Raw genomic sequence first — 12852 nt, forward strand, 5'->3', positions numbered from 1 at the left:
CCGGCTTTGCACAATAGCGCGATCGACGGGAGCGGCCGATGACTGCTCCTCTGGCGATATGGGAGGCAGGCCGCGCCCAGCGGGCGCTCCTGCGGTTCGCGGACCGGATCAACGAATGCCGGTCGCGTGGTGGTGACCGTTCCTCGGATCCCGGCACCGCCTGCTGCGGAGCATGACCGGGTTCCCGCGGGAACCCGGCATCGTCACGACATCACGCGTTGCGCGATGCTTCTTCCTTGCTGCCGGTTGCCGCAGCCTCGTCTTCCGGCGCCGCTTCGGCGTCTTCGATCGTGTCGGCGGCGATCAGCGCCGGGTCCGGCGCGTCGACCTGGACGGCCTGTGCGTCGTGCTCGTCGTGGTGGTCGAACAGGCCACGCGGGGGCGCTGCGACCGGTTCCGCAATCGCATCCGGCGTCGCCACGGCGGTCGGGGCCTCGTCGTCGATCGCGGTGTCCGGCGTCTGCGGCTGCGCGGCAGGTTCGGCCGGCGCGGTGGACGCCACGGCGGTATCCGGCGCATCGCCGGCGACCTCCGCCTGCGCCGCGGGCGGCGTGGCGACGGCCGTCGCTGTGACCGGGGTCGCTTCCGGTTCCGGTGCGTCGACCACCGCAGGCGCGGTCCCGGCGGGCGCGGCCTCGGTGGCCGGCAGCGCGGTCTCCAGCGTTTCCACCGCGGCCACGGCAGGCGTCACGGCGTCCAGCCGGCCGGCCGGCTGGACTTCCGTCGCGGCCCCGGCAGTTTCCGGGGCGTCCGCCGCTGCAGGCGCCGGTGATGCAGGCGCCGGTGATGCAGGCGTCAACGGAGCCGCGGGGACTGCGGTCACGGGTGCAGGCGCAGCGCCAGGGGCGGGCGCTGCAGGGTCAGGCACGCGCCTGGCGTTCCCGTCGTCGGCAGGTGTATCGGCGGTGGCCACCGGTTGCGTGGCGGGCAGGTCGTCGAAGTCGAACTCCGGCTGCGACCGGTTGCTCTGGACGATGTCGTCGCCGTCGCTGTCGCCCAGGTCGTCGCTGTCGTTCTGCAGATCGTCGGACTCGCCCTCGGCGCCCTTGGCAGCGCCACGACGACGACGACGGCCACCGCGACGTCCGCGACGGCGACGGGCGTTGCCGTTCGCGTCGTCGTCGGTCTCGCCGCCGTCGGTCGCCGGGGCGCCGGCGGCCTTGGCCTCGTCGGCGTCAGCGGCGGCTCCGGGCGCGGCGGACAGCTCGGCGACGCCAACCGGTGCGGCGGTGCCAGTCACCGCATCGGTGGCCGGTTCCTGGCCCGTGCGCGCTTCCCTGTGCGGAGGTTCCGGGCGTGCCGGTGCCTCGTCGCGCGCAGCCACAGCCACGGCGGCCACGGCGGCTACCGGTGTTGCCGTCGTCTCGGTTGCTTCGCCCTCGGGCTTGCGCGGTGGCCGTGGCTTGCGCTGTCGGCGCTCCTTGCGCGGGCCGGCTTCCTTGTCCTGGGTGGCGGCCGCGGCGGGCTGCTCGCGCCGGGCTTCGCCGTTGCGGGCCTCGTCGCGCGCGGGCTGCTGGGCACCGTTCGACGCGCCCTGTGCCGGGCGGCCACCGCGACGGTCGCGGTCGCGGCGCTGACCGCCGCGGCCGTTGCCACGCTCGCTGCGGCCGGCCTCGCTGCCGCCGCGCGACTCGCTGCGCGACGGGCGCTCGGCCTCGCTCCGGGCCGGCCGGGCGGCCGGTTCCGGAGCCGCGAACAGGCTCTTGAACCAGCCGATGACGCCGCCCGCGGCGGGTGCCGCCGCAGCGGCCACCGGCGCGACGGGACGCGGCGCCTCGACCGGGGCGGGCGCAGGTTCCGGACGCGGTTCGCGTACCGGGGCCGGGTGGGCCGGCTGCACCTTGGTGACGGCCGGCGGTGGGATGTTGAGGTTGTTCTTGCTCAGCGCGATCGTCGCGACCCGGCGCGGCGTGCCGCGCTGGTAGCTGGGACGGCTGGTTTCCTCGCCCAGTTCGTTGTCGCGGATCCGCGAGACGTCGTAGTGCGGGGTGTGGAGCTGCTCGTCGGCGACGATGATGATCGGCGCCTTGTGGCGCTTCTCGATCTCGGCCAGCGCGCTGCGCTTCTCGTTGAGCAGGTAGTTGGCGATCTCGACCGGGGCCTGCACCAGCACCTGGCCGGTGTTGTCCTTCATCGCGTGCTCCTCGGCGACACGGATGATCGACAGCGACAGCGACTCGACGCTGCGCATGCGGCCGTGGCCTTCGCAGCGCGGGCACACGATCTGGCTGGATTCGCCGAGCGAGGCGCGCAGGCGCTGGCGGCTCATCTCCAGCAGGCCGAACTTGGAGATGCGGTTCTGCTGCACGCGCGCGCGGTCGTACTTGAGCGCGTTCTGCAGCTTGTTCTCGACGTCGCGCTGGTGCTTGTTCGACGACATGTCGATGAAGTCGATGACCACCAGGCCGCCGAGGTCGCGCAGGCGCAGCTGGCGGGCGACCTCCTCGGCCGCCTCCAGGTTGGTGTTGAACGCGGTCTCCTCGATGTCGCCGCCCTTGGTGGCGCGCGCGGAGTTGACGTCGATCGCGGTCAGCGCCTCGGTCTGGTCGATGACCAGCGCGCCGCCCGACGGCAGGCGCACGGTCCGCTCGTAGGCGCTCTCGATCTGCGACTCGATCTGGTAGCGGTTGAACAGCGGCACGTCGTCGGTGTAGTGCTTGAGCTTGCGCAGGTTGTGCGGCATGACCTGCTCGACGAACTCCTTCGCCTCGGCGTACATCTCCGGGGTGTCGACCAGGATCTCGGCGATGTCGGCGCGCATGTAGTCGCGCAGGGCGCGGGTGATCAGCCGCGACTCCTGGTAGATCAGGAACGGCGCGGGCTTGCTCAGCGCGGCCTCGGCGATCGCGCGCCAGATGCTCAGCAGGTAGTCGAGATCCCACTGCAGTTCCTCGGCGTCGCGGCCGACGCCGGCGGTGCGGATGATCACGCCCATGTCGTCGGGGATCTCCAGCGCGTCCATCGCCTTCTTCAGCTCGGCGCGGTCGTCGCCCTCGATCCGGCGCGAGACGCCGCCGGCGGTCGGCGAGTTGGGCATCAGCACCATGTAGCGGCCGGCCAGCGAGATGAACGTGGTCAGGGCGGCGCCCTTGTTGCCGCGCTCCTCCTTGTCGACCTGGACGACGACCTCCTGGCCCTCGCGCAGCAGTTCCTTGATCGAGCCTTTGTTCGGGTCGACGCCGGACTGGAAATAGTCGCGGGAGACTTCCTTCAGCGGCAGGAAGCCGTGGCGGCCGGCGCCGTACTCGACGAACGCGGCTTCCAGCGAGGGCTCGATGCGGAAGATCTTGCCCTTGTAGATGTTGGACTTCTTCTGTTCCCTGGACGGCTGTTCGATGTCGATGTCGTACAGGGTCTGACCATCAACGATGGCGACGCGCAGTTCTTCTGCCTGCGTCGCGTTGATCAGCATGCGCTTCATTGTTGTGCGTTCCTTACGCGCTCGTGCGCGCGGAACGCCGGGGCGTTTCGCCTGGATCTCGCCTGAAGCCGCCGCGCACGCGCAGCGACAAACCGGATTTTCCAGCGCTACGACACCACGGCGGACCGCGGGAGCGCTTGTTGTTCAAGACTTTGGTGTTGCGGGCCGCGGGCCGCTCGCGGACTGCCGTTTGGGGCAGGCGTGGGCACCTCGCGGGACGTGTTCAGCGCCGATGCGGGGCATCGGGCGACAACCGGTACTGCCGTCGAGCCGCTAACATGGCCACCCCGAGGGTGGTGGTCGCGGACTGTCCGGAGCGCTTTGGAGGCGGGCTTTTGGCCCGTGATCTTCCAGAGAAATCAGCACCTTATATCGCGACGTTGAGTGTAGCAGAAAAGATGACGACGACTGACAGCAGTGGCGGAGGCGCGGGCGGCCCTGGCGGTGGCGGGGTGAGGACGGTGCGCGTGCCGGACGACCGCGGCGGCCAGCGGCTGGACAATTTCCTGCTGGGACAGCTGAAAGGCGCGCCGAAGTCGTTGATCTACAAGATCGTACGCAGCGGCCAGGTCCGGGTGAACGGCGGCCGGGCCAAGGCCGAGCGCAAGCTCGAGGCCGGCGACGAGGTGCGGATCCCACCGGTGCGGCTGGCCGTCCCGGGCGAGGCGGGGACCCCGTCGCGCGGGCTGCTGGAGGCGATGGCGGCCAGCATCGTGTTCGAGGACGACCGGCTGCTGGCGATCAGCAAGCCGTCCGGGATCGCCAGCCACGGCGGCAGCGGCATCAGCTTCGGGGTCATCGAGACCCTGCGCGCGCTGCGTCCGAACCAGTCGCTGGAGCTGGTCCACCGGCTCGACCGCGACACATCCGGGTTGATGGTGGTCGCCAAGAAACGCTCGGCGCTGACCCAGCTGCAGGCGCTGATGCGCGAGGACCACGGCGCCGGCATCCGCAAGCGCTACCTGACCCTGCTGGTCGGACGCATGCCCGACGGCGTCATGACCGTGGACGCACCGCTGCATGTGGGGCTGCGCCAGGGCGGCGAGCGCCACGTGCAGGTCGATGCGTCCGGCAAGCCCTCGCTGAGCCACTTCCGGGTCCTGGAACGGCGCGGCGGGCAGTCCTACTGCGAAGTCCGCATCGAGACCGGTCGCACCCACCAGATCCGCGTCCATGCCCGGCACATCGGCCATCCGGTGGCCGGAGACGACAAATACGGCGATGTCGACGCCAACCGGCGGCTCCGGGACCAGATCGGCCTGCGACGCCTGTTCCTGCACGCGGCGTCGCTGGAGTTCAGCCTCGACGGTGGCGCCGCGCCCTACGTGCTCAATGCGCCGCTGGCCGACGATCTGCGCGAGGCGCTGGACCGGCTGGGCTGACCCTGACCCGGCCGTCCCGTCCCGTCACTCGACGGGCTGGCCGTACATCTGTTGCAGCAATGCGCGGTACTCCGCCATCGGCGGCAGGCCGACCGCGGCGCGGCGGGCATCGAGTCCGCCCGCGTCCTCGACCGGCCGCAGGCGCATCCTGCCGTCTTCTCCGGTCTGGAACTGGGTGCCGTAGCGCTGTGGGCTATCTTCGGCCAGCAGCACGCGGTCGGTGAGCAGCGCGAAATCGGACGGGTCGGCGCGGCCGGCCGCGACTGCCCGCTGCATCAGTTCGAGCGCCATCCGCTGCAGTGCAGGGTCGGCGTCCGCATGCTGGACCAGCAGCCAGGCAGCCTTGGCGCCGTCGTGGCCGACCCGGTCGCTGTCCGGCCAGCCGTCGCGCAGGACGCCGTGCAGCCATGCGATGTTGTCCCGGTCGATATCGGCCATGCGCGCCATCAGCGCCGTGTCGCCACGGGTGGTGGGATCGACGAAGACTTGTTGCCGGATTTCCTGGTCGATGGCCTGACGGCGCAGCAGTTCGTCGCGCAGGGCATGGTCCATGCCGGCTTCGCGGGCCTGCGCCCGTTGCTCCGCTTCGACCAGCAGGGCCGGCCAGCCCGCCTGCGTGCGCAGTGCGTCGAGTCCGGGACGCGACTTGCCGCGCAACTCGTCGAGATCGATGCGTCCGGTCGGCAACTGGCGGCGCAGATAGACCAGGGCCTCGTCATGCCGGTCTGCGCCGGCGAGGCATTCCGCGGTCAACAGCTCGCCGCCGGTTGGTACCGGCGCACCGGCGGATTCCACCGCCAGCAGCAGGTCAGCGCAGCGCGAGGCATCGCCGGCCTCCCAGGCCTCGACGCCTTGCATGAAGGTCGGTGTCGAGGCCGGGGCCGCGGTCGCGGCGGTCACGGCCAGCGCGGCGAGCATGATCGGGAGACGCGCGTTCATGCCGTCAGCAGGTCGGCCTTCGCCGCGCAGATGAAGTCGTTCTCGCTGAGGCCGTCGACGTCGTGGGTGGAATAGCGCACTTCGACCCGGTCGTAGTGCACGCCGAGGTCGGGGTGGTGGTCCTCGCGATGGGCGATGAAGGCCAGTGCGTTCACGAACGCCAGCGTGCGGTAGTAGTCGTCGAAGCGGAAGCTCCGGGTCAGGGCCTTGCCGTCTTCGGCCAGGGTCCATTCGGGCACGTCGGGCAGCAGCTCGCGGACGCGGGCTGCGGTCAGCTTGTGCTCGACGCCGCGGCGCGGAATGCAGTGGGCCTGGGCGAGGGGGATCAGATCGGACATCGGTGGCTCCTCGGGGGCGCGGCATGCCGTTCATGTGCGAGTCGGCATGCCGCATTCGTGACGGCACGGGACCGCTAGAATACGCCGCATGATCAACATGTCCGACAGCGCGCAGGCGCATTTCCGCAAACTGATCGAACGCGAGGCTCTGCCGGGGCTGGGCGTGCGCCTGTCCGCGGTGCATGCCGGTACCTCGCGCGCCGACGTGCGGCTGGAGTTCGCCGAGTCCGGCGACCTGCAGGGCGACGAATGGGCGATCGACTGCGAGGGCTTCACCCTGTGGCTCGACGCCGCCAGCGTGCCATTCCTCGATGGCGCCCAGATCGACTACGAATCCCGCGCCACCGGCGGCCAGCTGCAGATCCGCGCGCCCAAGATCAAGGGCGAGGCGCCGCCCGAGGCGGCGTCGCTGGTCGAGCGCGTGCGCTGGCTGGTCGAGTACGAGGTCAACCCGCAGCTGGCCCAGCATCGCGGCCATGTCACGGTGCAGGAGGTCACGGCCGAAGGCGTCGTGGTGCTGCGCTTCGGCGGCGGCTGCCATGGCTGCGGCCTGGTCGACGTGACCCTGAAGCAGGGCATCGAGAAGACCCTGATGGAGAAGGCGCCGGGCGTGACCGCGGTACGCGATGCGACCGATCACGACACCGGCGACGCGCCCTACATGCCGCGCGACGTCGCGTAACCGGCGCGCTCGGGCGATCACCACGGGATGTTCTCCTCCGCCGATCTGATCGATGTGCTGCGCCGCCGGCGCCGACGGTCGATCAGGCCGGAAGCCGCGTCCGAAGGTTTTCCTGAAGGCTGGGCGAACTGGTTGTCGTCGATCCGCGCGCGCGCCGGCGCGGTGACCGGGGCCACGGCCGAGGCGATCGTCGCGGTGCTCGCCGGCCGGGCGCCGCCGCCGCGTCCGCGTCCGCGCATTCCCCGCAACCGGCTCGCGGCGTTGGCCAGCCTGGCCTATCCGCTGTGGCAGCCCGATCCGCCGGACGAGCGCGGCATGCGCATCGCCGCGCTGTCGACGACGCTGCTGATCCAGCTGTGCTGGATGCTGCTGCTGTTCTTCTTCATGCAGGCGCGCTTCTTCGATGTCGCGGCGCCGTCGCAACGCGGCGATGAGGTCGTGATCCAGGCTACCTTCATCGGCGACGGCACGCCCGAGGATGCGGCCGGCGGCGCGCCGGAGGAGGTCGTCGAGCTGCCGGCACCCGCCGATGCGCCGGCCACGGCCCCGTCACCGGCGGACACGGTGGCCGCCGCGCCATCGCCACCGGTTCCTGACGACGAGGTTCCGGCCGCGCAGCCGCTGGTGGTGACCGAGACGCCGCGTCCGGACATCGCGTTCCAGCTGCCGCCGCCGCGGCCGATCGACACGGCGCCGACCGTCGCCGTGCGCGAGCGGGAGATCCCGGCACCCGCGGTGCAGGCGGTCGAGGTGCCCGAGCGGCGCGCCGAGGTGGCGCCGGTTGCGGTGCCGGTGCCGACGCTGCCGGATGCGCAGGTCGAAGTCCGCGAGCGTGCGATCGTCATCGCGCGTTCCGAGGAGGTCGAGCGTCGTCCGGTGCAACTGCCGGCCATGCCTGCGCCGACGCCGCGTCGCGATGCGCCCGAGGTCGCGGTGACCCCGCGCGAGATTCCGCTGCGGACCTCGCCTGCGCCGGCTGCCGACACCTCGCAGCCCGCACCGGCGCCGTCGCCGTCACCCGCGTCGGGGACAGCGGGCACGCGACCGCAGGCCCCGGCCAGCGGGCAGGGCGCGCAGCCGGCCACGCCCGCTGGCGCCGCACCGTCGACGCGCGCCGCCGACGACTGGGGTGATGCCGCGCAGGCGCGTGACGGCGGCCAGCCGGGCAGCGCTTCGGGCCTGCTGGATGCGGAGGGCCGTCCCCGGCTGGCCGGCGGCGGCCGCGTCGGCGGCGGCCTGCCGCCCGGCACGATCACCGAGGATTTCGAGAAGATCGACCGCATGGGCACCTGGCTGCGGCGTCCGCCGACCGACTACCAGCCGACCAGCTTCGACCGTTTCTGGGTGCCGAGCGAAACGCTGCTGGAAGAATGGGTGCGGCGCAGCATCAAGACGGTGCTGATCCCGATTCCCGGTACCAGCAAGACCATCCAGTGCAATGTCGCGCTGCTGGCGTTCGGCGGCGGCTGCGGCATCAGCGACCCGAACATGCAGGACGTCGAGACCGACGGGCGGCCGCCACCGGACGTACCGTGGAAGCCGGAGCTGCAGGAGGACCAGGACAGCCTCGGCGGTTGATGGTCGTCCTGCCGGCGATGCCGGGACGGGGCACACCGGCAATGTCAGGGACAATCGGCGCCCGCGCTTCCTGCGCGCGTTCGACGCCGGGCAGGCGCGCTGGCGATGTCGTCGGGGCGGCCGGGGCGGGAGGTCCCGTCAGGGCGCATGGGACGCGGCGTGGTCGTGCGCATGGTCGCCGCGCAATGCCAGCGCCCGGTAGGCGACCGATTCGGCATGGCCGAGCGCCGCATCGGCGCCGCGCGGCCGCTGTGCGCCCGCCGGCCGGTCGAGCACCAGTTCGGCGCCGAGTCCGGCATAGAGATAGCGGTCGCCGTAGGCGCGCTGCAGTGCGGCGAAGGTCGGCTCGCCGGTGCAGTGTCCCGGCGCGATGAAGTCGATGTCGTAGGGCGCGAGCGCGGCGATGACGTCCGCGATCGCGGCATCGTCGGCATTGACGTAGTGGAAGCCGCCGATCACCAGGTGGATGTCCGGATCGAGCTTCGCGGCCTCGGCCACGATCACCGGCAGGCCGGGGTGCGAGCAGCCGACGACCAGCAGCAGGCCCTCGGGCGTGCGCACCGCCAGCGACAGTTCGCGCAGTTCGCGCGTGCCGGGCACGTCGGACACGGTGGCGATGGCCCAGACGCCGGGCGCGAGCTCGGTGGTCTCCGCGATCGGGTGCAGGTTGGCGCCGGGCCAGGCGCTGCCGAAGTGCAGGGTCTCCGCGGGCTCGCCGTCGAAGTAGCGCTGGCGCGTGGGGAGGGAAGCGTCCTTGCGGTAGAAGGTCGACGGCAGCGACGAGCCATAGATGCCGAAGCCTTCCTGCGGCGCATGGATGGCGATGCCGGGGTTGGCGGCCAGCAGCACGGCCAGTCCGGCCATGTGGTCGGCGTGCCGGTGCGACATCACCACCATGTCGAGGTCCGCGAGGTCGATGCCCTTGGCCGCGACGTTGCGCGCGAACACCCCGGCGTCGTTGCCGGTATCGAACAGGATGCGACGGCCGCCGGCCTCGATCAGCGCGGCGAAGCCCCAGTCCTTCTCCAGCGTGCCGTGCGCCGGCGCCGCGTCGTCGCCGAACGCGTCGTAGAGCACGGTGATCTTCGGCGGCGCGGTATCGGCGGCGAGCGCCGGTGCGAACGCGGACAACAGGCCGAGGAGCACGGCGACGGACAGAAGAAACGGAGCGGATCGCAGCGGACGACGCATGACGGATCTCCAGATGTGCCGCGGACAGCCTAGCGCGGTGGGGATGCCCGGGGCCATGGGCCACCGGCGCAGGACATGACGCAATGGCATGTCCTCATGCCGTCACGGCATCTGCGGCGCCGTCCGGGAATCCCGGGCGCAGGCGAGCGGACGTTTCAGAACCGCTCGCCGGGCGGCAGGTAGCGCCAGGTGCCGACGTCCATCTTCGCCAGGCCGATGCGGCCGATGCGCAGCCGCTTGATGCCGACGGCGCGCAGGCCGACCTGCGCGCACATGCGTTGCAACTGGCCCGGGCGCACCTGCTTGATCGCGAACCGCAGCCGCTGCTCGCTCTGCCGGCTGACCTTGCATGGCGGCAGCGGCCAGCCGTTGTCGTCGAGTCCGCCGCGCGACAGCTGCGCGAGCGCATACGGCGGCAACGTGCCCTCGACCTCGACGATGTACTCCTGTTCCAGGTGTGCGGTGTCCTCGGTCAGGCGACGCCGCGCGCGATGGTCCTGGGTCAGTACCAACAGGCCGCTGGCCTCGGCATCCAGCGGCATCGGCGCCGCCAGCCGGTGGAAATGCCGCCTGAGGACCGCCTGGTCGAGCATGTCGAGGCCGCTGCGGCTGGCCGGCGTGGCCAGCGCGATCGCGGCCTCGCTGTCGATGCCTGCGGGTTTGTGCAGCAGCAGCGTCGCCGGCGCCACCTCGCCGAGGCGCGCGTCGGGTGCGAGCACCACCTGCTGGCCGTCGATCGGATGCTGCGGCGCGTCGACCGTCTCGCCGTCCACGCGCACCCAGCCGCCCTCGATGTACTGGCGTGCGTCGCCGCGGGAGCAGCCGAGCAGGGCGGCGAGGTGCTTGTCGAGGCGGATCGGCGTCATCTGGCGGCTCTTCGGCGACGCGCGTTCTTCCGCGCCGCTTGTTCGGTAGCGGCTGGGAGTGTACGCGTCGCGCACCGTGGCCGCCGGCCGGGCCGGGCGGCGATGTGCGTTGCACGGCCGGTAGCCGGTGGCTGGGGCCGCGCGCGGTGCGGTCCCACGGCAGGCCTGCCGGACAGGGGCGACCTGTCTCCGCGGCGGCGCAGCCGGTATCCTCGCGGGTCGATGGTTTCGTCGGCAACGACGCAGGCCACCCGCCATCCTTCCCGGAGATACCGATTTGAAGAAGACACTGCTGTCCATGGCCACCGCGTTCGCGCTGACGATGACGGCGACGGCCGTCGCCCACGACCACCGCTGCCTCGACGAGGCCTGCGACCTGCAGGCGCTGTTCCAGACCGGGGACGGCAGCGCCGGCGGGGTCGAAATCGACGTGGTGGCCGCCCAGCGCCTCGGCACCTGGGGCATCGATACGGCCGGCATGGACACCAGCGTCAAGCCCGGAGACGACTTCTTCGGCTACGTCAACGGCACATGGGCGAAGACCACGCAGATCCCCGCCGACAAGTCGAGCTATGGCGCGTTCCTGGTGCTGCGCGACCTGTCGGAGGCGCGCGTGCGGCAACTGGTCGAGGGTTATCCGGCCGGCGATCCGGCGACCGGCGGCGACCAGGCCAAGGTGGCCGCGCTGTATGCCGGTTTCATGGACGAGGCTGCGATCGAGGCGCTGGGTGCCGAGCCGCTGGCACCGAAGCTCGCGGCGATCCGCGCGGCGACCGACAGGGACGCGCTGGCGGCGCTGATGGGCGCGCAGCGCGGCGATTTCGGCCGCAGCTTCTTCGGCCTGGGCGTTTCCGACGACCAGCGCGATCCCGACCGCTACACCCTGTACCTGAGCCAGTCGGGCCTGGGCCTCGGGGATCGTGAGATGTACCTGCGCGAGAACTTCGCGCCGCAGCGCGAGCGCTACCAGGCCTACATCGCCGAGCTGCTGGAACTGGCCGGCTGGGACAATCCCGCGCAGAGCGCCGAGGCGATCCTCGCGCTGGAAACGCGCATCGCCGACGCACACTGGACCCGCGCCGAAAGCCGCGACCGCGACAAGACCTACAACCCGCTGGAACTGTCGGCGTTCGACACCGCCGCACCCGGCTTCCCGTGGACGGCGTTCTTCGCCGCCGCCGGCGTCGACCATGCGCCGCGCGCCGTGGTCCGCCAGGACACCGCGATCCCGAAGATCGCCGCGATCTTCGCCGACACCGATGTCGCCACGTTGCAGGCCTGGCAGGCGTTCAGCACCGTCGACGCGGCCGCGCCGCTGCTGTCGCGCGCGTTCTCCGACGCGCAGTTCGAGTTCCGTTCGAAGTTCCTGTCCGGCCAGCCGGAGCAGCGCGAGCGCTGGAAGCGCGGCATCGCATTCGCCGACGGCGCAATGGGCGAGGCGATCGGCCGCGACTACGTGCAGCTGTACTTCCCGCCCGACGCCAAGGCCAAGATGGACGAACTGGTCGCCAACGTGAAGGTCGCGATGGGCGCGCGCCTGGATGCGCTGGATTGGATGGGCGACGCCACCAAGGTCGAGGCGCGCAAGAAGCTGCAGGGCTTCGGCCTGAAGATCGGGCACCCGGACACCTGGCGCGACTACAGCGGGCTGGAGGTCGTCTCCGGCGACCTGTTCGGCAATGCCGGACGCTCGCTGCGCTTCGAGTGGGATTTCAGTCGCGCCCGCATCGGCCAGTCGGTCGACAAGGGCGAGTGGGGCATGACCCCGCAGACGGTCAACGCCTACTACTCGCCGGTCAAGAACGAGATCGTGTTCCCGGCGGCGATCCTGCAGCCGCCGTTCTTCGATCCCGATGCCGACCCGGCGGTCAACTACGGTGCGATCGGCGGCGTGATCGGCCACGAGATCATCCACGGCTTCGACGACCAGGGCCGCAAGTCCGATGGCGACGGCCTGCTGCGCGACTGGTGGACCGCCGAGGACGCGCGCAAGTTCGAGGCCCAGGCCGAGAAGCTCGGCGCCCAGTACGAGGCCTACGTGTTCCCGCAGCTGCCGGGCATGCACATCAACGGCAAGGTGGCGATGGGCGAGAACATCGGCGACCTGGGCGGCATCACCATCGCGCTGGAGGCCTTCCGGCGCTCGCTCGACGGCCAGCCGGCGACGGAGATCGACGGCTTCAGCGGCGAGCAGCGGCTGTTCATGGGCTGGGCACAAGTCTGGCGCACGCTGTGGCGCGACGATGCGCTGCGCCAGCAACTGGTCAACGGCACCCACTCGCCGGGCCAGATCCGCGCGTTCGCGCCGTTGCGCAACGTCGATGCCTGGTACGACGCGTTCGACGTGACCGAGGGCGACACCCTGTGGATCGCGCCGGAGGACCGCGTCCGGATCTGGTGATCCGGCGGGTTTCCGGTACATGGAGAAAGGGCGCGCAAGCGCCCTTTCCCTTGG

The 12852-nt window shown here is 71.3% G+C and carries 9 protein-coding genes; 4 read left to right on the forward strand and 5 right to left on the reverse strand.

The genetic code is table 11. The features are described from left to right. Positions 1–211 precede the first annotated feature (211 nt). Positions 212–3412, reverse strand: coding sequence for a ribonuclease E/G (locus LDO26_RS00290; protein WP_232129390.1), 3201 nt, complete (start codon positions 3410–3412; stop codon positions 212–214). 407 nt (positions 3413–3819) lie between these two features. On the opposite strand from LDO26_RS00290, the gene LDO26_RS00295 reads away from it, so the two are divergent. After that, complete coding sequence (locus tag LDO26_RS00295) at positions 3820–4803, forward strand: RluA family pseudouridine synthase (RefSeq protein ID WP_232129068.1); 984 nt, start codon at positions 3820–3822, stop codon at positions 4801–4803. Between the two features lie 24 nt (positions 4804–4827). Here the strand turns inward: LDO26_RS00295 and LDO26_RS00300 are convergent, their stop codons facing one another. Then, the gene (locus LDO26_RS00300) at positions 4828–5742 is read right to left on the reverse strand and encodes a DUF6624 domain-containing protein (protein WP_232129069.1); all 915 of its coding nucleotides are present in this window, start codon (positions 5740–5742) and stop codon (positions 4828–4830) included. Further along, positions 5739–6080: a 4a-hydroxytetrahydrobiopterin dehydratase gene (locus tag LDO26_RS00305; RefSeq protein ID WP_232129070.1), complete on the reverse strand. Its 342-nt coding sequence runs from the start codon at positions 6078–6080 to the stop codon at positions 5739–5741. Before LDO26_RS00305 ends, LDO26_RS00300 begins: the two co-directional genes overlap by 4 nt. 88 nt (positions 6081–6168) lie before the next feature. On the opposite strand from LDO26_RS00305, the gene LDO26_RS00310 reads away from it, so the two are divergent. Together LDO26_RS00310 and LDO26_RS00315 are read left to right on the forward strand one after the other, a co-directional pair. Then, positions 6169–6762, forward strand: coding sequence for an NfuA family Fe-S biogenesis protein (locus tag LDO26_RS00310; RefSeq protein WP_232129071.1), 594 nt, complete (start codon positions 6169–6171; stop codon positions 6760–6762). A gap of 27 nt (positions 6763–6789) precedes the next feature. Next, a complete protein-coding gene (locus tag LDO26_RS00315; protein WP_232129072.1) occupies positions 6790–8340 on the forward strand; it encodes a hypothetical protein in 1551 nt (516 codons plus the stop codon). 138 nt (positions 8341–8478) lie between these two features. On the opposite strand, the gene LDO26_RS00320 is transcribed toward LDO26_RS00315, so the two are convergent. Both LDO26_RS00320 and LDO26_RS00325 read right to left on the reverse strand, forming a co-directional pair. Next, a complete protein-coding gene (locus LDO26_RS00320) occupies positions 8479–9531 on the reverse strand; it encodes an MBL fold metallo-hydrolase (protein WP_232129073.1) in 1053 nt (350 codons plus the stop codon). Positions 9532–9686: 155 nt separating this feature from the next. After that, on the reverse strand, positions 9687–10397 hold the full coding sequence (locus tag LDO26_RS00325) for an rRNA pseudouridine synthase (RefSeq protein WP_232129074.1): 711 nt from the start codon (positions 10395–10397) through the stop codon (positions 9687–9689). Between the two features lie 277 nt (positions 10398–10674). On the opposite strand from LDO26_RS00325, the gene LDO26_RS00330 reads away from it, so the two are divergent. Next, complete coding sequence (locus LDO26_RS00330) at positions 10675–12798, forward strand: M13 family metallopeptidase (protein WP_232129075.1); 2124 nt, start codon at positions 10675–10677, stop codon at positions 12796–12798. The last annotated feature ends 54 nt before the right edge of the window (positions 12799–12852 follow it).

Origin of the sequence: Proluteimonas luteida (assembly GCF_021191695.1) — a bacterium.
Taxonomy (GTDB): domain Bacteria; phylum Pseudomonadota; class Gammaproteobacteria; order Xanthomonadales; family Xanthomonadaceae; genus Luteimonas; species Luteimonas luteida.

Bases quoted from the DNA above. Each gene is read 5' to 3' on its own strand.
- LDO26_RS00315 (WP_232129072.1), top strand. From the start codon at position 6,790: ATGTTCTCCTCCGCCGATCTGATCGATGTGCTGCGCCGCCGGCGCCGA.
- LDO26_RS00325 (WP_232129074.1), bottom strand. From the start codon at position 10,397: ATGACGCCGATCCGCCTCGACAAGCACCTCGCCGCCCTGCTCGGCTGC.
- LDO26_RS00310 (WP_232129071.1), top strand. From the start codon at position 6,169: ATGATCAACATGTCCGACAGCGCGCAGGCGCATTTCCGCAAACTGATC.
- LDO26_RS00295 (WP_232129068.1), top strand. From the start codon at position 3,820: ATGACGACGACTGACAGCAGTGGCGGAGGCGCGGGCGGCCCTGGCGGT.
- LDO26_RS00305 (WP_232129070.1), bottom strand. From the start codon at position 6,080: ATGTCCGATCTGATCCCCCTCGCCCAGGCCCACTGCATTCCGCGCCGC.
- LDO26_RS00290 (WP_232129390.1), bottom strand. From the start codon at position 3,412: ATGCTGATCAACGCGACGCAGGCAGAAGAACTGCGCGTCGCCATCGTT.
- LDO26_RS00320 (WP_232129073.1), bottom strand. From the start codon at position 9,531: ATGCGTCGTCCGCTGCGATCCGCTCCGTTTCTTCTGTCCGTCGCCGTG.
- LDO26_RS00300 (WP_232129069.1), bottom strand. From the start codon at position 5,742: ATGAACGCGCGTCTCCCGATCATGCTCGCCGCGCTGGCCGTGACCGCC.